The sequence below is a fragment of the Rhizobium sp. CFBP 8752 genome (genome assembly GCF_014842035.1).
Classification (GTDB): domain Bacteria; phylum Pseudomonadota; class Alphaproteobacteria; order Rhizobiales; family Rhizobiaceae; genus Neorhizobium; species Neorhizobium soli.
The window spans coordinates 212,893-231,604 of the sequence record NZ_JACYUZ010000004.1 but is presented as its reverse complement, the minus strand read 5'-3'; the positions used below and the strand labels follow the sequence as shown (position 1 = coordinate 231,604).

Annotated in this window: 14 protein-coding genes; 4 read left to right on the top strand and 10 right to left on the bottom strand. The window is 57.8% G+C overall.

From position 1 onward, the window contains the following. The first annotated feature begins 207 nt into the window (after positions 1–207). Entirely contained in the window at positions 208–1,755 is a 1,548-nt protein-coding gene (locus IFT59_RS19630) for a cryptochrome/photolyase family protein (protein ID WP_192087911.1), read from the top strand. A 237-nt stretch (positions 1,756–1,992) separates the two neighbouring features. Here IFT59_RS19630 and IFT59_RS19625 read toward each other — a convergent pair whose 3' ends face one another. The 5 genes from IFT59_RS19625 to IFT59_RS23385 form a co-directional block, all read right to left on the bottom strand. Beyond that, positions 1,993–2,688 carry a hypothetical protein gene (locus tag IFT59_RS19625; RefSeq protein WP_113165051.1) on the bottom strand — a complete coding sequence of 232 codons (696 nt, stop codon included), beginning with the start codon at positions 2,686–2,688 and terminating at the stop codon, positions 1,993–1,995. A 2-nt stretch (positions 2,689–2,690) separates the two neighbouring features. Beyond that, complete coding sequence (locus IFT59_RS19620) at positions 2,691–4,949, bottom strand: polysaccharide biosynthesis tyrosine autokinase (RefSeq protein ID WP_249407674.1); 2,259 nt, start codon at positions 4,947–4,949, stop codon at positions 2,691–2,693. A 72-nt stretch (positions 4,950–5,021) separates the two neighbouring features. After that, positions 5,022–5,708 (bottom strand): hypothetical protein, encoded by a 687-nt coding sequence (locus IFT59_RS19615; protein WP_192087908.1) that lies wholly within the window; start codon positions 5,706–5,708, stop codon positions 5,022–5,024. A gap of 106 nt (positions 5,709–5,814) precedes the next feature. Next, positions 5,815–7,017 carry a polysaccharide biosynthesis/export family protein gene (locus IFT59_RS19610; RefSeq protein ID WP_174197882.1) on the bottom strand — a complete coding sequence of 401 codons (1,203 nt, stop codon included), beginning with the start codon at positions 7,015–7,017 and terminating at the stop codon, positions 5,815–5,817. A gap of 225 nt (positions 7,018–7,242) precedes the next feature. After that, complete coding sequence (locus IFT59_RS23385) at positions 7,243–8,781, bottom strand: O-antigen ligase family protein (RefSeq protein WP_192087906.1); 1,539 nt, start codon at positions 8,779–8,781, stop codon at positions 7,243–7,245. A gap of 244 nt (positions 8,782–9,025) precedes the next feature. Here IFT59_RS23385 and IFT59_RS19600 point away from each other — a divergent pair, with 244 nt between their 5' ends. The 3 genes from IFT59_RS19600 to IFT59_RS19590 all read left to right on the top strand — a co-directional run bounded on the left by IFT59_RS19600 (position 9,026) and on the right by IFT59_RS19590 (position 13,793). Beyond that, positions 9,026–10,450, top strand: coding sequence for a phosphomannomutase (locus IFT59_RS19600; RefSeq protein ID WP_192087904.1), 1,425 nt, complete (start codon positions 9,026–9,028; stop codon positions 10,448–10,450). A 39-nt stretch (positions 10,451–10,489) separates the two neighbouring features. Further along, the gene (locus IFT59_RS19595) at positions 10,490–11,917 is read left to right on the top strand and encodes a mannose-1-phosphate guanylyltransferase/mannose-6-phosphate isomerase (protein WP_192087902.1); all 1,428 of its coding nucleotides are present in this window, start codon (positions 10,490–10,492) and stop codon (positions 11,915–11,917) included. A gap of 157 nt (positions 11,918–12,074) precedes the next feature. Continuing rightward, positions 12,075–13,793, top strand: a complete 1,719-nt coding sequence (locus IFT59_RS19590) for an ABC transporter ATP-binding protein (protein ID WP_192087901.1) — start codon at positions 12,075–12,077, stop codon at positions 13,791–13,793. Between the two features lie 38 nt (positions 13,794–13,831). Here IFT59_RS19590 and IFT59_RS19585 read toward each other — a convergent pair whose 3' ends face one another. The 5 genes from IFT59_RS19585 to IFT59_RS19565 all read right to left on the bottom strand — a co-directional run bounded on the left by IFT59_RS19585 (position 13,832) and on the right by IFT59_RS19565 (position 18,524). Next, positions 13,832–14,530 (bottom strand): ABC transporter ATP-binding protein, encoded by a 699-nt coding sequence (locus IFT59_RS19585; RefSeq protein WP_192087900.1) that lies wholly within the window; start codon positions 14,528–14,530, stop codon positions 13,832–13,834. A 1-nt stretch (position 14,531) separates the two neighbouring features. Further along, a complete protein-coding gene (locus IFT59_RS19580; RefSeq protein ID WP_192087899.1) occupies positions 14,532–15,266 on the bottom strand; it encodes an ABC transporter ATP-binding protein in 735 nt (244 codons plus the stop codon). Beyond that, positions 15,254–16,216, bottom strand: a complete 963-nt coding sequence (locus IFT59_RS19575; RefSeq protein WP_192087898.1) for a branched-chain amino acid ABC transporter permease — start codon at positions 16,214–16,216, stop codon at positions 15,254–15,256. The genes IFT59_RS19580 and IFT59_RS19575 overlap by 13 nt, the downstream gene beginning before the upstream one ends. Continuing rightward, positions 16,213–17,094, bottom strand: a complete 882-nt coding sequence (locus IFT59_RS19570) for a branched-chain amino acid ABC transporter permease (protein ID WP_062458623.1) — start codon at positions 17,092–17,094, stop codon at positions 16,213–16,215. The genes IFT59_RS19575 and IFT59_RS19570 overlap by 4 nt, the downstream gene beginning before the upstream one ends. A gap of 122 nt (positions 17,095–17,216) precedes the next feature. Beyond that, entirely contained in the window at positions 17,217–18,524 is a 1,308-nt protein-coding gene (locus IFT59_RS19565; protein ID WP_192087897.1) for an ABC transporter substrate-binding protein, read from the bottom strand. Between the last annotated feature and the right edge of the window lie 188 nt (positions 18,525–18,712).

The window sequence follows — 18,712 nt, the reverse complement described above, 5'->3', positions numbered from 1 at the left end:
AGCGAAATGGGAGGCGGCGGCGCGTACACTCGCGCCGTCATCATTGGCCTGTGATTTTCGCGTATAGCAATGCAACGCTTCGACCCCGTCGGCATTCACCGGATAGACAAGATCGACATGCTCCCTCTTCAATCCCGACCTCTGCTCTTGCAGGGGTTTGGCGGAAAGGCACGGTATCCGTCACTATAGGAGAGGATCAAAGGAGCCGTGAATCCAACCCGCAACCTCATTTTCATTCTTGGCGATCAGCTATCCTTGTCGGTATCGAGCCTTGAGGGTGCCGATCCCACGCAGGATATGGTCCTGATGTGCGAGGTGGTGGAGGAGGCGACCTATGTCGAGCATCACAAACTGAAACTCGCCTTCATCTTTTCCGCAATGCGCCATTTTGCCGATGAGCTGCGTGCGAAAGGCTTCTGCGTCCGGTACGTGCGGCTTGATGATCGCGACAATTCAGGCTCCTTCACGACCGAGCTTTTGCGCGCGATTGCAGAGACGTCACCCCGATCGATCATCGTCACCGAAGCTGCCGAGTGGCGCGTTCTTTCGGCCATGGAAGACTGGCAAGGTTTGGTAAATCTGCCGGTAGAGGTGCGGCAGGACACGCGGTTTATCTGTTCGACGACGGAGTTCAAAGCCTGGGCCAAGGACCGCAAGGCTCTGACGATGGAGTATTTCTATCGGGACATGCGGCGCAAGACCGGCCTGTTGATGAACGGTGACCACCCCGAAGGTGGCCGGTGGAATTTCGACAGTGAAAATCGCAAACCTGCCAAACCCGACCTGTTTCGCCCGAAGCATCATGTCTTTCCGCCCGACGCAGCAACGCAGGAGGTTCTTGCGCTCGTCGAGCGCACGTTCCCGAACAATATGGGTTCGACGGAGAATTTCTCGTTTGCAGTGACCCGCACCGATGCGGAGAAGGCAGCCGATGGATTCATCCGCGATTTCCTACCGAATTTCGGCGAAACGCAGGACGCGATGCTGGCCGAAGAGCCGTTCCTGAACCACGCGCTTCTCTCCTTCTACATCAATGTTGGACTGCTCGATCCGCTCGCACTATGCCGGGCTGCGGAGCGCGCGTATTTCGAAGGACACGCGCCGCTGAATGCGGTCGAGGCTTTCATCCGCCAAATCATCGGCTGGCGCGAATATATCCGCGGCATCTATTGGCTGAAAATGCCGGGATACGAGACAAGCAATTTCTTCGCCGCATCCCGTCCCCTGCCGGACTTTTTCTGGAGCGGTGAAACGGACATGGCCTGCATGTCCACAGTGATCAAACACACGATTACCCATGCCTACGCGCATCATATCCAGCGTCTGATGGTGGTCGGAAATTTCTCGATGCTGGCAGGTCTTGATCCCTACGCGGTCCATCGCTGGTATCTGGAAGTCTATGCCGACGCCTACGAATGGGTTGAACTGCCGAATGTGATCGGAATGAGTCAGTTTGCCGACGGTGGGTTTATGGCCTCCAAGCCATACGCCGCAGGCGGCGCGTATATTTCTCGTATGTCCAATTACTGCGAAAGCTGCCGGTATGACGTGTCGCAGAAAACTGGCGAGAAAGCCTGTCCCTTCAATGCCTTGTACTGGGATTTCCTCGCCCGTAATGCCGAGTCACTGTCGGACAACCACCGTTTGGCGCAGATGTATGCGTCATGGCGACGGATGTCGGCAGGAACGCAGCAGGCCTATCGCAGCAGTGCTTCTGCATTTCTCGGGAAACTGGATGACGGAAGCCGTGTTTGACCGTGTGGAAATAGGCCGGCGACGGAGCATCTAAGGAGCGCCCCGCAGAATGAATGGACCCGATCGCTGACGGGTTCCGTGTCTCTACCCGCAAGAGTGAGCCAGGATCATGCGGAATGGTCCTCCGCTCTCGGAAGGAAAAACAGGGCGGAGGCGAACCGGGTTCACTTGTTCCTTCGAGAACTGGTCGCGACCGACCGTTCTCGAACGATCTGACGCCCGGCTGGGTGGCCGAACCTATCTCCCCGTTTTGTCGCGCAACGATCGACCGAGTTGACAATCTTGCGCGTAAGATTGGACCTCACGGGCAAGGACTGGGTTCGCCAAAGGCAAACGCCGCCGCAGGGCAGCGCCTTTCAAGGAGCATACCACCGCAAGATCCGCTTTCAGCGGTGCTGCCGCGAGGGTAAGGCTCGGCTTCGTCAGGCGGTTGTACAAGCGGAACCGCGCCGCAATCGTGTTTTCTTCTGCGGGGGCGTAAAGCTGTGACAGCGTGACGAGCTTTGCGATTTCCTCTGGCTGTTCCCCGACCGCTTGCCTGACCATCGCATACCGGACCCAGAAGTTTCCATCACTCGGGAGGCAGTGAAGCGCAAAGCGAACCACGGTCTCTGCCTCCCCAAGCGCGCTCGACCAGTTGTCGTAATCGACATCCGGGCTTTGTGTATCCAGCCGGAAGAGCGTAACCGTTACAGCTGCTTTGACGAATTCGCTTTGGCAAACATCGTCTCTGAGAAGCAGTCTCATCTGCGGTAGAGTTCCTTCGAGCAACTCCCGCGAGACCGGTTTGTCGCGTTCAATCTGGGCCGCGATGTGTCGCATGGTCCCGAACCGGGCGTAGCGTGAGATCTGTGTCACCGAGATCGCCAGGCTTCCCATGCAGAGCAGGACGACCGCTCCGATGAGAAGCGGTCTGCGACCACGCCGCGTCATTCTCAGCCTTCCTGGTAGTACTGGGAGTATCGCGAGTAATAATATTCGCTGGAGCCATAGGCTCGGTAGAGCTTCATCCGTTCCTGGTCGACCTTGTTCAGCACGACACCAAGACACTTGTCGCGGACATAGGGATCGGAAGCGAGAACCTGACGAACGACCCGGCGTGCTGTCTTGCCCCATTCGGTGACGAAGATGAACCCGTCAATTCGGCCTGCAATGGCGCGGGCATCGACGACCGGGCCAAGAGGCGGCAGATCGATAATGATATAGTCTGCGGTATTGCTGATGTCTGCGAGCACCTGGCGCATGCGCGCGGACGATAGCAGTTCGGACGAATGCGGAATGCGGTGACGGACAACTGCAGGCAAAAACGCAAGTTTAGTCCGATCGTTTCGGAGGAAAAGCGACTGCGGATCCCTGTTGTCGATGAGCACTTCAAGAAGGCCGGATTCCGCATGTCTCCCGATCGCCCGCGTCGCGCCCGGGTTGCGCAAATCGCCGTCGATCAGGACGGTTCTGTTTCCTTGCCCCGCCAGCAACTCGGCAAAATTCACCGCAATCGTTGACTTGCCTTCTCCAGGCAATGACGAAACGACGCCGATGATCTTGCAACTCTTGCCGGTAAGCGCGAGGTCTGCAGCAATCTTGGCGCTTCGAAGCGTTTCCGCGAAGGCGGAGAGTGGGTGATCGATGACGTAATTCGAAACGGCATGGGTCTTTCGAACCTGGCCGATGCCACGACCGTCAGAGCTATCCGGAGCATCGACGGCCCTTGCCGGAGCCACTATTGGCGCAATGCCCAGAAATTCCAGATTGAGAACGTCGCGAACCTGTTCGCCGGTTCTGAAGAAACGGTCCCGGAACTCGCGAAACGCGCCAAGGCCACTCCCGACCGCGGCACCGATAATCACGAACAGTGCCAGCACCAATGGCTTGCGGGGATGGCTCGGACTGTCGGGTGCAGCGGCTCGCGTGATGATACGTGCTTCTGTGACCGGGAAGGACTGTTGCTGTACGGCCTCCTGATACCGCTGCAGGAAGGTCTGGTACATGTTCTTGTAGGTGTCAGCTTCCCGCTCGAGTTCTCTCAGCTGTACCTGGGTCTCGCTCGCGGTGGCGCTGATGCCTGTGGCCTGCGCGACCGAATCCGTCAGGCTCTTTTCCCGGGCCTTGGCAACGTTGAGATCGCTCTTGTAGCTTTCGGCGATACGATTGACCTCTTCGAACATCAGACGGTTGTATTCCGTCATTTCGCTGCGCAGCCTGATCGCTTGAATATGATTGACTCCGAGACGATCGGATATCTGCGCTTCCCGCTTGGAGGCATCAAGATATTTCTGGCGCAGTTCGTTGGAAATGGAACTGTCGAGAACATCCGTAACGATCGCGTCTCCTTGGCCCGAAGCGATGATCTGCGCGATCCGCTGCAGGCGCGCCTCAGCTTTCGCGGTATCGGACTGCGCGACGATCAATGCGCTGTTGAGTTCGGACAACTGCTGGTCAGCAACCAGAACCGAGCCGGCAGCAACGAGGCCGTTGGAACTGCGGAACTTCTGGACTGCAAGATCCGAGTCCAAAGCCTTCTGGCGCAGTTCGGCTATGCGATCCTGCAGCCAGCCGCTTGCGCGCCTGGTTGCCTCATATTTCGAATTGAGCTTGTCAACCAGATAGGCCTCTCCGATCGCGTTGGCGATCTTCGCAGAGAGAGAAGACGATGGAGAGGTGTAGCTGATGCTCAAAACATAAGTGCGACCAACGCGGCTGATCTCCATGTTCCAAAGGAGCGTGTTCGCAGCGGCGCGGCGTTTCGCCTCCACCTGATCGCTGGTTTCGGGTTCAACAACGAACCACGAAGAGACATTTGCCAGCGACCGGAGCGTTCCGGCCATTGTTCCAATGACAGACCCTCCGGCACTCGCAAACGCCGCATCATTCGTAAGGTCGAGCTTATCCACGACGGACAAGGCAATCGTGTCCGATTTCAGGAGTTCAACTTGACTGAGAACGGAACCCTCGTCGTCGACCACGCCACCAATTGTCGAAAGCTGCTGAACGACTTCTCTATTGCCTTGGTCGATCAAGACGCTGACGTTGGACGTATAAAGAGGAACTGCCGTGAATATATACGCCAATCCTAGGACAATAGCGGCCGCCACTGCGGCCGCTACGATCATCCATTGTCGTCTGGCGATCGCTAAAACAGCGTCGAAATCAATTCCTTGAACGGAGCGCTCTAGATCGACATCGTCGCCTTGCAGGCCACCAGAGAAACTCTTGTTATGAATCTGCAAGAAAAACCTCGCTCAATGAAATGCCAGACAGTAGCCGCCTCAGAACGACGCCGTGGTCGAACTGCCTTCGACGATCGTCGTCGAGCCGCCGTCTTCGCTCGCGTAATATCCGCTACCGCCGCCGGAAGAGAAGCTGGACGAGCCCGAGCCGGTCGACGCAGTCGTTCCAGCGCCACCATTGCTGCCGCCACCTGGCGTGCCGCCGCCGCCAATCGCGCCAGCGCCACCGGTTGCCGAGCCGCCACCGCTGAGGCCGCCGCCAAGAGACGCAGTCTGCGTTTCGCTGTTGGCCGCGAGAAACGCTGTCTCGAGGGCGCGATTGCCGCTGTCCGCGATAGCATCCTGGATACGGGAGGCATATTCGGGATTGACGGTAGCGCAGGCCCTTGCGGCACGAGCAAGCCCCGCGCCGATCGCCGCAGCCTGACCGGCATTAGCCTTTGCAGCGATGGCAATCAGCGGGGACAGTGCGTCGGCGCTGGATCCGGCGAGCGAACGAGCCTGATTGGACAGTGGAAGTCCGCCAGACGAGAACTGCGACAACAGACTTTCTGGAGCTGCGAGAAACGCGCTGATCTCGGCATCAGACATCCGGGCCGGCGCGACGAAGCATCCCGCCGTTGGCAAAGCCGACTGTGCATGAGCCGAAGAAAGGTCAGCAATACCTGAAACTAGAGCAGTGGCAAGCGCGATACCTGCAATATTACTTATAAAAACCTTAGGCATGACTGTCTCCCGAAGATTACTAAACTAATCAATCCATCGCACAGAAGTAAAAAATCTTCAATAGAGAGATTAAATTACTGTTAACTTGTGAATTTGAGGCCAAAACTCACGGTGCGAGTTCTCGAACAGCATCGCGGGTGGCGATGGCATCCGACGGAACACCAGCGACAGTCGAAGTCACAGAATTCAGGATGTTGAGGAACTTCAGCGTTTCGACGGAGTCGGAGTTGGACACATAGATCGTGTCCTTATCCTGCATCGGGAACTTCTGGACAGCGAAGAGAGCCGAAGGATCTCTCATATTGGCTCTGAAAATGACGGGAACCATTTCGCCGCTGAACCGACTGGTATCCACGCCCAGCTTAGCCAGGAAGTCTTTTTTGACTGTACGGTAGAGCATGACCTGCGCCGGATTTGCACGCGAGTCCAGCAATCCGCCCGCCTTCCCCAGTGCTTCACCAAGGGTCAGCTTCGATTCCTCGAAGTCAAACCTGCCATTGAGACCTGAGGCGCCAAATGCAAGGTAGGTTCGACGTTCACGATCGACCAGAATGGTGTCGCCAGGTGCGACATAGATGTTTTCAGACGGCGTGGCGACCAGATAATCGTAAAGGACAGTCGCCGATTTTCCGCGTCTTTGCAGCGTAATATAGGTTTCGATGCCGGGCGAGCTCAGGCCGCCGGCTTCTGAAACGACGTCAAGCACGCGCTCACCAGCTTCCGTCAACTCTATCTTCGCAGGCGAGCGTACGTCGCCCAGAACCGCGACCTGAGCAGATCGGCTGCTGACCTTCGTGATCAACACCTGCGGCTCAATCGCGCGATTGGCGAGTGCATCCTCAACTTGTCGCTGGACGTCCTCCACCGGACGCCCGGCGGCCGGGATACGACCGGCGTAAGGGACGCTGATCGTACCCTCCCGATCGATTGTCTGGTTCGGTAGCGACACGTAGTTACCAGGACGACTCCCGGCGTCGTTGGGAATAAACAGGCCGCCGGACTGAGATTCAAAGACGGAGACCTGAACGACGTCACCAACGCCGAGCGGCAAGCTCGGGGCTCCGCCACGACCGCCGCCGAACCCCCCTTTAAGGGATGTCGCCTTAGTATCCTCTACATAAGCAAGCACAGATTTACTAATGTCGACCAGAGCATAGTCGATCCCGACGGCCTGTGCCTTTTTGGCTGATGTAACCTTTGCAGTTGCCTGCGCCTCCACCTGCCGAGAATCTGGTCCAGAGTTTGGCAGCGCCGTGCATCCCGACAGGAATGACGTCGCCACAAGAACAAAAGTCGATGCGGTTTTGATTTTCACGTGTGTCCCCTTAGAAGCCCCAAGCGAAACTTGCACACGAGATTATTTATTTCTAGTTTAGATTGGAAAGTAACAAATGAATCCAGAACGAAACGAAGCTTTGTTGCTGATAAATCACAGATTTAATTAATAATCATATATATTATTTGTGCCTAAGCTATAAAATATTACAATCGAATTTATCTTACTAATGTAGATGCTTTGGATAAAATTCATATCTCAAGCAGGAGACAACTGTTTATCTCGCAGGCTGGCCGCCGACGGCAATTGCCCTGCCACACTTGTTTGGATCGTTCGATTTCGCCTGTTTTTCGACCCGACTTTTGGATCGGCAACGCAGACAACGACGATCGGCGCCAAAGTCGCAGCCACGAAAATGGCGAGGCCGGAGATCTGGATTGAGAAGTCGAAGGCGGAGTGAACGAGAAGCAGCAACACCACCGCGAAGCCGGATTCCGGGACATAACGAAGGCGACGCCTCGCTGCCATTCCTCTGACGAGGCACGATAAGACAAAGGCCAGTCCAAACGCGATAATGAATATGCCGGCGACGCCCAACGCGAAGACTGCTTCGAAATAGACATCGTGGGCACGATTCCAAACCGTATAGACGCCGCAGTCCGGATCGCGATACGCTGTAAAAGCGGTTTCGAAACTTGCCAGTCCGGTCCCGAACGGAAAATGATCGGATACCCCCGAGCCCAATCCCGGCATGATGCAAAAGCGGCCGTCGCTTGCGCCCTGCACTTCTGCTCGGAGCAAAGCTCTGCCAGAAAACGACAGGAAGCCTGCTGCGAATAGGCCGGTTAAAGCAATCGCTATCAGAAATGCGCCAACGCGAATGGATCTAAGGCCGGTACTCCGAAGCGCAGGGACAGGATGCTTGTTCTGCGAAGATCTGAACACGAACAACAGGGTCATCAACAGAAGCGCGGCAAAACTTGCCGCAACCCCGGCCCGGGACTTCGTCAGCACAAGAGCCGTGACCGATACCATAAACAGTATCGCAAAGCTTAGTGCTCCTCGAACTGCCTTTCGTTGATCGAATGGAAGACCCCTGCCTTGATCCAGCGACGTGAGAATTCGCCGGACCCCAACACACCGCAGGTGAGACGAAAGGATTCCATAGTTCAGGATGGCGACAATCCCGAAATAGGTTGCGGCGGTGTTCCGATTGACAAAGAAGCCGGTTAGGCTGTCGAGGTAAGCCGTCTTTGCGATGAAGAGGAGTGTATTGGGCGCGATCAGGAATTGGGCGATGGAGAGAAGAGCGACAACGGCTCCTGCTATCGCCAGGCCTTTGAGGGTGGCGATAGCTCGTTCGTCGCTGTCGCACAAAATAATCCCGAGCAGAAAGACCTCAACCGGCACGAGGAAACGAAGCAAAGATGCCCAGTCATCCGCAGGCGTCAAGGATATCACCGGGGAAGCATCGAGCTGAAACTTGGCCAGGTCTCTCCACGACGGTTGACTAAAGATTGCTTCAGGCAGCGGAGTAGTCTGGAACATTACCCATGCGAAGGCGACCAGAGCCAATACGATAGCCGCTTTCACTGCCGGCTCCCCTGCCTTGGGGATCCCTCGGACGAAGACGGCGATACAAAGCAGGAGAGCACTTGCTAATCCGTAGATCGCGAGAGTGGAAATTTGCACGGCGCCAAAATTCAAAAGCACCAACGCGAATGCTGACCAGTGCAAAACTAGAATGGATCGACAGCTTAAATCTTTTTGGAGCAAATTTTCTTGACGATCTTGCACGATCTCTCCTAATCCTAGATTTTCGATATTGGTTAACGCTCGAAAACATACGGCACACGAGATAGACTATACTTTAGAAATTGATCAGTATTGAATGAACCACGGGATTTCGCACTCCATCAGCGTTAACTATATTTAATTATATACTCTCGCTTTTAACAAGCGGGCATCTATAGCTACCTCCCATATTTTTATGGTATTGGCTCCCGCAACCATTGATCCATCCAATCGAAACAGACGCATCATGAAATTTGGAACAAGCGGCCTTCGCGGTCTTGTCGTTGACCTCGAGGGGAGAGCCTCGGCGCTCTATGCGACGGCGTTTGCGCGCCATCTTCTTGAGGCCGGGCTTGCGAAACCGGGTGATCCGGTCTTGGTTGGTCGTGACTTTCGCGCTTCGAGCCCCGGTATATCGGCAACATGTATCGGCGCCCTGCAGCGAGCAGGACTCTGCGCGATCGACTGCGGTGCCGTTCCCACACCCGCGCTTGCACTATACGGTATGAAGCTCTCGGCTGCCTGCCTGATGATCACAGGATCGCATATCCCGGATGATCGCAACGGCATCAAATTCTACCGTGCCGATGGTGAGATCGACAAACAGGACGAGATCCGGATCACGGCGATCGCCGGCGCCATGGCAGATGAAAAGATCGACGACACTCCGGGCGAAGCTTCTGATCAGCACGTGGAGGCCGAAGCACTTTTCGTCGAACGGAACGTCATGCTGCTTGCTCCGGATGCATTGGCCGGATTGACTATCGGTGTCTATCAGCATTCCACAGTTGCGCGCGATCTCTTCGTTCAGGTTCTTGAAAAGCTGGGGGCGCAGGTCGTGCCGCTCGGACGCTCTGAGCGTTTCATTCCCGTCGATACGGAAGCCGTCTCTGCCGAGACGATTGCGCTGCTGCAGGGTTGGGCCCCACAATATCATCTCGACGCGATCGTCTCCGCGGATGGTGATGGCGACCGCCCGCTCGTCGCAGACGAAAAGGGGCAGCCGCTCAGAGGCGATCTGTTGGGCCTGATCACGGCAAACTTCCTCCATGCCGAAGTGGTCGCCACTCCAGTCACGTCCAATTCACGGATTGAGGCTGCCGGCGACTATACGGTTGTGAGAACAAAGGTCGGCTCACCATTCGTCATTGCCGCCATGCAGGCGGCAGCCAAGGATGGCAAAACGGCGATCGTCGGGTTCGAGGCCAATGGCGGCACGCTGACCGGCTCCGATTTCACAGTTTCTGGAGGCACATTGCAGGCGCTGCCGACCCGTGACAGCTTCCTGCCGGCCTTGGCAACGCTTTCGCTTCTCGCGAATGCCAAGCAACCCCTATCGCGCATCGTTGCCGATTATCCGCTGGCATTTGCAGCGGCAGACCGGCTGGAAAACTTCCCCGTAGAAACAAGTGCAGCGCTGATGTCGCATCTGCGGGCATCCGACGACAATCTTTCCGCTTTCCTCGCGCCCATCGGCTCGGTCACTGCGAAAAGCGACATCGACGGGCTTCGCGCGACACTCGAAGACGGGCGGATCATTCATCTTCGTCCGTCTGGCAATGCTCCGGAAATGCGCTGCTACGTCGAAGCGCCGGATGAACGGGCCGCCTTGGAATTGTTGGCTCAAGGGCTTGATCTCATTCGGCGTTGGGCGGCAGAACGTAACCGATGACAAATCTCAAAAGCAAAAGCGTCAGTGGAGACTGAGACTATGGTTGGCAAGATCATTCCCGTAATCATGGCAGGCGGCAAGGGCACGCGGCTGTGGCCGTTGTCACGGTCTTCTGCACCAAAGCAGTTTATACAGTTCGTCGGCGACCAGACGCTGTTCCAGTCCACGCTTGCGCGTGTTGCCGACGAGACGCTCTATGAGCCTGCAATCGTCATCACCAACGAAGATTTCCGCTTCCTTGCCGCCGAACAGGCACGTGAGCTTGGCCTGCCACTCACGGCGATCATGCTGGAGCCTTCCGCACGCAACACGGCACCGGCCGTTGCCGCAGCCGCTGCCTTCGTCGCCGAGAAGTTCGGCGACGACGCGATCTTGCAGGTGCTGGCCTCCGACCACGAAATCGAAGCGGGCAAGGCCTATTTCGATGCCATTCAGACCGCACGCAAGACGGCAGCAAGCGGCAAGCTCGTCACCTTCGGCATTACACCGACCGAGCCTTCGACCGGCTATGGCTATATCGAGATCGGTGACCAGCTCTCAAGCGGTGCGAACACAGTAAAGCGCTTCGTCGAAAAGCCTGCCCTGCCGGACGCTGAAAAGATGCTGGCGAGCGGTGGTTTTGTCTGGAACTCCGGCATCTTCATGTTCCAGGCCGGCGTGGTTCTCAGCGAGTTCGCCCGCTTTGCGCCCGCTGTTGCTGAAGCTGCAAGCGCTGCCGTTGCAAAGGCATCCGGTGACCTCGATTTCTTGCGCCTCGACGAGGCATCGTTTTCGGCCAGCCCGAACATCTCGGTCGACTATGCGATCATGGAAAAGACAGCAAACGCTGCTGTCGTGCCGGCGTCCTTCACTTGGTCAGACATGGGCAGCTGGGATGCGGTCTGGAAGCTGGGCGAGCAGGATGCCGATGGCAATGTCGCGCTCGGCAACGCGACGCTGATCAACACGAAGAACTCGCTCGTCCTGTCGCGCCACGGTCATATGGCCGTGCAGGGTCTGGATGGCATTGCCGTCATCGCCAGCGAGGACGCTGTCTATGTCGGCCGCCTCGACGACAGTCAGAACGTCGGCAACATCGTCAAGCAACTCGCCGCCGCCAAGGCGACTTTGGCTCTCACCGAAACACATCCAACCTCCTACCGTCCCTGGGGTGGCTATACCTCGATCCTCAACGGTGATCGGTTCCAGGTGAAGCGGCTGTTCGTCACGCCAGGCAAGAAGCTCTCTCTGCAAAAGCATCACCACCGCTCCGAGCACTGGATCTGCGTCAAGGGCACGGCCGAGGTGACGATCGGTGACACCGTGCAGACGGTCCGCGAGAACGAGAGCGTGTACATTCCACAGGGTGAAGTCCATCGCCTGGCCAACCCCGGCAAGATCATGCTTGAAATGATCGAGGTCCAGACCGGTTCCTATCTCGGCGAAGACGACATCATCCGCATCGTCGACGAGTTCGGACGGGGTTGATCACAACTGTGCAGACCGCCTGAGCGAAGTGAATGGCGTGCCGTGGCATAACGGCACTATCCTTTCCGGCGGCTTTTCGAATATGAGAGGTCTACTCATGTTCTCTCCTCTGGCCTGCATAGCTGCAGGCCAGATGTGACATCGTCTGCAGGTCAGCATGCTTCGCCGCTTCTTCTCCTATTACCAGCCTTATAAGACCCTTTTCCTCCTCGACTTCGGCTGCGCCATCGTGTCCGGCCTCCTCGAGCTTGGATTTCCCATGGCGGTGAAGCTGTTTGTGGACAGACTTCTGCTGAGCCAGGAATGGCTGCTGATCATCCTCGCGTCCGCTGGCCTTCTCGTCATCTATGTCCTCAATACCGGGTTGATGGCCGTCGTCACCTATTGGGGCCATATGCTCGGCATCAATATCGAGACAGACATGCGGCGGGCGGCGTTCAACCACCTGCAGAAGCTGTCGTTCGGCTATTTCGACAACCAGAAAACCGGCCATATCGTTGGGCGCCTCACCAAGGACCTGGAGGAAATCGGCGAAGTCGCGCATCACGGGCCTGAAGACCTGTTCATTGCGCTGATGACCTTTATCGGCGCTCTGCTGCTGATGTTTTCAGTCAATTGGCAGATGGCGGTCATCACTGCGACTATCGTTCCTGTGACCGCCTGGGCAACCAGCCATTTTGGCGGCCGCATGACTGAAAATTTCCATCGCCTTTTCAGCCGGATCGGCGAATTCAACGCACGCATTGAGGAAAATGTCGGTGGTATGCGTGTCGTGCAGGCTTTCGCCAACGAGGGTCACGAGCGCGCGCTGTTCGAAAAGGATAATCAAAGCTATCGCCGCGTAAAGCTGGAAGCCTACAAGCTGATGGCCGCCACCAGCTCGATGAGTTACCTCAGCATGCGGCTGACCCAGATGGTGGTGATGGTGACCGGCGCCTATTTCGTGCTGGCCGGCGAGCTGACGGCGGGCGGCTTCATCGGTTTCCTGCTTCTCGTCGGCATCTTCTTTCGTCCGGTGGAAAAGATCAATTCGGTGATCGAGACCTATCCAAAGGGGATCGCAGGCTTCAGACGGTTTACCGAGCTGATCGACACGGAGCCGGATATTGCCGATGCACCGGATGCGGTCGCAGTTGATCACCTGAAAGGCGAGATCGCGTACCGGTCCGTGACCTTCGGATACACCGCGGCAAAGACTGTCTTCGAAGAGATCAACCTCGACATCCGTGCTGGCGAGACGATTGCGTTCGTCGGCCCCTCTGGCGCCGGCAAGACGACCATATGCTCGCTTCTTCCGCGCTTTTATGAAGTCGTGTCGGGCAGCATTACGATCGACAGGATCGACATCCGCAAGATGACGAAGGAATCCCTTCGCCAGCAGATCGGCATCGTGCAGCAGGATGTCTTCCTGTTCGGTGGCACGCTGCGGGAGAATATCGCCTATGGGAGACTGGGTGCTTCCGAGGCCGACATTGTCGAAGCGGCGCACCGCGCACGTCTGGAGGACATGCTGGCAAACCTGCCGGAGGGTCTCGATACGGTCATCGGTGAGCGTGGCGTGAAATTGTCCGGCGGCCAGAAGCAGCGGGTGGCGATTGCCCGCATGTTCCTCAAAAACCCACCGATCCTGATCCTCGACGAAGCGACCTCCGCGCTCGATACGGAAACCGAGCGTGCGATACAGCGTTCGCTTGCCGAACTATCGCAGGGGCGGACCACGCTGATCATCGCCCACCGGCTCGCCACGATCCAGGGCGCCGATCGAATCGTCGTCATTGATGATTCTGGTATTGCCGAACAGGGCACCCATCAGGACCTGATCGAACGCAGGGGCGCGTATAACCAGCTGCATTCCGGCCAGGTCGGCATGGTCTGATCGGTGATCAGGATCGAGCCGCGCAAGATCGCCCGACTTTAGCCGACACCGACGTAGCGGGACAGAAGAGACGGATCGGCCCTCAGCGCCTCAACCGGCATGACTGCCTGCGCCTTGCCGTTCTCGACGAAACAGACGCGGTCGGCGATCGATAACACGGCCTCGACCCGCTGCTCGACCAGCAGGATTGCTTTTCCCTGATTGCGCAGCGTCACCACGACATCACGGATCGTCGCGATCATCGAGGGCATCAGCCCTTCGGTCGGCTCGTCGAGCAGGATGACCTTCGGATCGAGACATAAGGCGCGCGCGGTCGCCAGCATCTGCTGTTCGCCGCCGGACAGCGTTCCGGAAACCTGGCCGAGGCGCTCCTGCAGCCGGGGAAACAGCGAAAGCGTTTCGTCGAGCACGCGCTGCGGACTGCGTCGTGTCATCATGCCGATTTCGAGATTTTCCCGCACGGTCAGCTCGGAGAACAACCGGCGGCCCTGCGGCACATAGCCGATGCCGAGGCGTGGCCTTTCATGCGCCGGCAGCGCCGAAATTTCGGTACCATCCAGCCGGATACTACCGGCACCGGCCGTTGCGAGACCCATGATGGCACGCAGGGTCGTCGTCTTGCCCGCGCCGTTTCGGCCGAGCAGGCAGAGAACCTCGCCCTTCTCCACAGTCAGCGACATACCCTGCAGCGTCTTGCTGCTGCCGTGGTAGACATCGAGATCCGAGACTTCGAGCATATCAACCGGTTCCCAGATAGGCGGCCTGCACGGCTGCGTTGGCACGGATGTCACTGGGCGACCCCTCGGCGAGGATTTGACCGTGGTTGAGCACCGTGATCGTGTCGGCGAGCTGCATGACGACGGGCATGTTGTGCTCGATCAAAAGGACCGTTGCAGACGTCGCGATTTCCTTGACCAGCCGGCAGAAACTTTCGATCTCGCTATCCGACAAGCCTTGCGTCGGCTCATCCAGGATCAGGAGTTTCGGCTCCAGCGCCAGTCCCATCGCGACTTCAAGAAGCCTCTGGTGCCCATAGGCCATGGTCCCGGCCTTCTCTCCCTTGCGATCCTCAAGTCCAACGCGGCCTAGAGCTTCATGCACCTTCTCGGCAATATCAGACTGGTTCGACCGGGGGTGACGCCTCAGCGCGCTTTGTGCCGACAGCGCCACGTTGTCGAACACAGTCAGCGTCGGATAGATGCTGGTGATCTGGAACGTATAGGCAATGCCGTCGCGCACGCGCTTATGCGCCGGTAGGTTGGTGATGTCCTTGCCCAGGAATTCGATCGATCCGGCACTCGGCGCGATACGGCCGGCGAGCAGCGAGACAAAAGTCGTCTTTCCGGCACCGTTCGGACCGATCAGCGCGCGGATCTCGCCTTCTCTCACGGTAAAATCGACATTGTCGACGGCTTTCAGCCCTCCAAAATGGCGGCTGAGACCTTTTGTCGAAAGCAGGCTCACGGAAGCCATGACAGCCACCTTTCGCGGATCGTCCCGAGAATGCCTTTCGGAAAGAAGAGGACCAGAACCACAAGTGCCACGCCGGTCACGAGCAGATAGGCCTGCGTGTATTCGCTGGTGATGTCGATCATGTAGAACATCAGGATTGAGCCGAGCAGCGGACCGAGAATCGTTCCGGCACCGCCAAGCAAGGTGAAGAGCAGCGCCTCGATCGAATACTGGACGGTGGCAAAGGTCGCGCCGACATAGGCGAACATTAGCCCGTAGGCGGCACCGGCCATCGCAGATATCGTGCCTGACAGGACGAGCGCACCGAGTTTCAGCCGGAATGTGTCGAAGCCCAGCATCAGCGTGCGTGTCTCGTTTTCGCGGATTGCGATCAACACCCTGCCGATTGGTCCCCGCACGACGAGGAAGATGACGAGCAGTGTCAAAGCCAGAAGGCCAAGCGCCAGATTGTAGCGCTGGACGGCGTTGGTCAGGTCGACGTGGAAACCGAGGAGATCGAAACTGCGGGCGGCTGCCGGCATCGTCAGGCCTTCTTCGCCGCGGGTATAGTCGGTGAAGTAGGTGATCGTGAGATAGGCAACCTGGCCGAACATCATCGTGACAATCATGAAGGCCACGCCGGTCGTGCGCAGCGCGATCACGCCGATGACGAGCGACAGGGCTGCGCCACAGATAATTCCGATGACAAACGCGAGCGGCACGCCGAGATCGGTGTAATAGGCCGTCATGCCGGCGCCGTAGAGACCGGCGGCAAAGAACATCGCATGTCCGAGGCTCAGCAGGCCCGTATAGCCGAACAGCATGTTGTAGCCCATGGCATAGATCGCCAACAGCATGACGCGGGTCAGGGCGAGGTGGTGATAATCGGGCAGCACGAACTGGACAAGAAAGAGGGCTGCCAGCACGCCGACGTGAAGCGCGATGACGCGGATGGTGTTTTCGCTTCTCATCGCGCCTTCGCCCCGAACAGACCTTCCGGCTTAAACACCAGAACAAGGGTGACAAGCAGGGTCGAGATGATCTTCGCAAGCGTCGGTGAGAAGAACACCGAAATGATGCCGTCGCTCAATCCTATCAGCAGCGCGGCGATAACGGTGCCTCGCAGACTGCCAAGGCCGCCAAGGATGACGACGATGAAGGAGAGAAGCAGCGGATCGAGCCCCATCAGGTAATGGGCCTGACGGATCGGCACGATCAGCACCGCAGCAATCGCCGCCAGCATGGCCCCGGCGGCAAAAACGAAGGCATAGACGCGTTCGATCGGTATCCCGAAGGCCTGCGCCATCTCGCGGTCGAACTGCGTGGCACGCATGATGAGCCCGAGCCGTGTACGGCTGAGCACGAACCAGACCGCCAGCAGCAACACGATCGCCGCTGCGATGACGAACAGGTTGTAACCGGAATAGCCGAACCACGGCAGCTGGATGCGGTAATAGAACGGCGCGGACACCGGCCGCGCATCCGGACCATAGGTCAGAAGCACCGTCTGCTGGATGATGTAGAGCATGCCGATCGTGGCGACGATGGTGGATTCCGGATCGTAGTTCAGCCGCTTCAGGATCAGCCGCTCGCTGGCAAAAGCGATCGCCCCGACAATCAACGGGCTGATGACGAGCGCCGCGAAAAAGCCGACTGCCGGATGCAGCGAGAACATCGACGCCACCCACCAAGCGACAACGGCGCCGAGCATATAGAATTCGCCATGGGCGACATTGACGACGCGCATGACGCCGAACACCAGAGAAAGGCCAAGCGCCGTCAATGTGAGGACCGCGGCCTGGAGCAGTCCTTCCAGTGTCGCCAACAGCAGAAACGGACCGAACGCCAAACCCTAGCTCCTATGCACGGACACGACTGTCCCCTTGCCTGATTTGCTGCGGTTAGACAGGAAAAACGACGCGGGGTGAAGAGCGAAGGGACCGGTCAACCGATCCCTTCCGAAAGCAGGGGTCAGAGCGACATCTTCGTGTAGTCCGCCGTCACCTCGTACATCCCGTCTTCGATCGAGGTCCGGTGCACGACATCCATCCGGCCGCCTTCGACCTTCGAGATGTTCTGATGGCCGTAGACCTGATGGTTCTTGCCGTTGAAGATCTTGTTGCCCTGCGGATGGTCGCGGCCTTCCTGGAATGTCTCGATCGCTTCCAGGGCTTCGATGAATTTGGCCTTGTCCTGCGGGCCGCTATATCCGGATGCCTGCATCGCCTGCTTGATGGTGAACAGCGTTTCCCAGACCCCGTACATATGGGCGTAGGTGGCGATGTCCTTCGGATCGGCGATGCTTGCACCATTCTCGTTGACGCCGACTGCCGTGCGATAGAACTTGTCCCATTCGCTCTGGTCCTTCTGGGCGTAGCGGGGCATGCCCTCCCAGAAATAGGTCCCATCGAGGAAGCTCAGTTGCGGCGTCGAAAGATCGACGGCCTCGACGCTATCGGTGAAGCCGAAGATCTGGGGTCGCTGCGAGCCGTAGAACTGACCGAGCTCGGTGACGAAGGTGAGAACCGCCGGACCGACCATGATGTGGTAGAGCACGTCGGTGTCTGCGGGAATTCGCGGCAGGTAGCGCGTAAACGATGTTTCCGTCGGTGGCACCGCAATCATCTCGACGACCTCACCACCCTGCGCCTTGATTGCGGGCGGAAGATTATCGCGGTGGTCATAGCCGAAGGCGTAGTCCGGGAAGATCATCGTGACTTTCTTGCCGAGGTTTTGCGTGATCCAAGGTGCCACTGACGTGACCTGGCTGCGAACGTCGGTGATGCCGGGCTGGAAGCAGTAGCGGTTGAGGCTGCCCGAAGACACGTGGGTGCCTTCCGACACCACGAGATAGGGCATTTTCAATTCGCCCGCCCGCGGCGCGGCGGCGACGACGACGTGTGAAAACAGCGTCCCGAACACAGCATCGACCTTATGCTGGGTCGCGAATTTCTCAACGACTTCGGCGCCTCGTTTCGGATCCGTGCCATCGTCTTCAACGATCAGTTCCACGGGACGACCGTTGATGCCGCCCTCATCGTTGATGATCTTGACGGCAGCGCGTGCGACGCGCTCGTACCAGCGACCATAGGATGCGCCGATACCGGTGCGGTGGCATTCAAAGCCGAGCTTGATCGGGGCGGAGGTCTGGGCGTGCGAGTATCGGACGAAGCCCGGCGAGACGGAAGAAAGAATGCCCGCACCCGTTGCCGCGCCCATTCCAAGAAGGGTCGTCCGGCGGGTCACCGAGGATTTCGGTGCTGAAGTCTTGTCGGTCATTCGAAATTTTCCTCTCAACGGTACTGACGCCCATCATGCTGATGCGATAGTCGATGGTCTACCAGGTGCCACCGACAATAAGAGCCCTACCATGTCCTATAGCAAAGAATTCCGCTGTTCAGGAGACCTGACAGGAGCGGCACGAGGCCCAGTCTGAGCGATGATGTCGTGGTATGGAATACGCTTCT

What these genes read in the sequence shown, in the direction of transcription:
- IFT59_RS19625 (WP_113165051.1), bottom strand. Translation starts at nt 2,688, where the DNA reads ATGACGCGGCGTGGTCGCAGACCGCTTCTCATCGGAGCGGTCGTCCTG.
- IFT59_RS19615 (WP_192087908.1), bottom strand. Translation starts at nt 5,708, where the DNA reads ATGCCTAAGGTTTTTATAAGTAATATTGCAGGTATCGCGCTTGCCACT.
- IFT59_RS19600 (WP_192087904.1), top strand. Translation starts at nt 9,026, where the DNA reads ATGAAATTTGGAACAAGCGGCCTTCGCGGTCTTGTCGTTGACCTCGAG.
- IFT59_RS19595 (WP_192087902.1), top strand. Translation starts at nt 10,490, where the DNA reads ATGGTTGGCAAGATCATTCCCGTAATCATGGCAGGCGGCAAGGGCACG.
- IFT59_RS19590 (WP_192087901.1), top strand. Translation starts at nt 12,075, where the DNA reads ATGCTTCGCCGCTTCTTCTCCTATTACCAGCCTTATAAGACCCTTTTC.
- IFT59_RS19585 (WP_192087900.1), bottom strand. Translation starts at nt 14,530, where the DNA reads ATGCTCGAAGTCTCGGATCTCGATGTCTACCACGGCAGCAGCAAGACG.
- IFT59_RS19580 (WP_192087899.1), bottom strand. Translation starts at nt 15,266, where the DNA reads ATGGCTTCCGTGAGCCTGCTTTCGACAAAAGGTCTCAGCCGCCATTTT.
- IFT59_RS19575 (WP_192087898.1), bottom strand. Translation starts at nt 16,216, where the DNA reads ATGAGAAGCGAAAACACCATCCGCGTCATCGCGCTTCACGTCGGCGTG.
- IFT59_RS19565 (WP_192087897.1), bottom strand. Translation starts at nt 18,524, where the DNA reads ATGACCGACAAGACTTCAGCACCGAAATCCTCGGTGACCCGCCGGACG.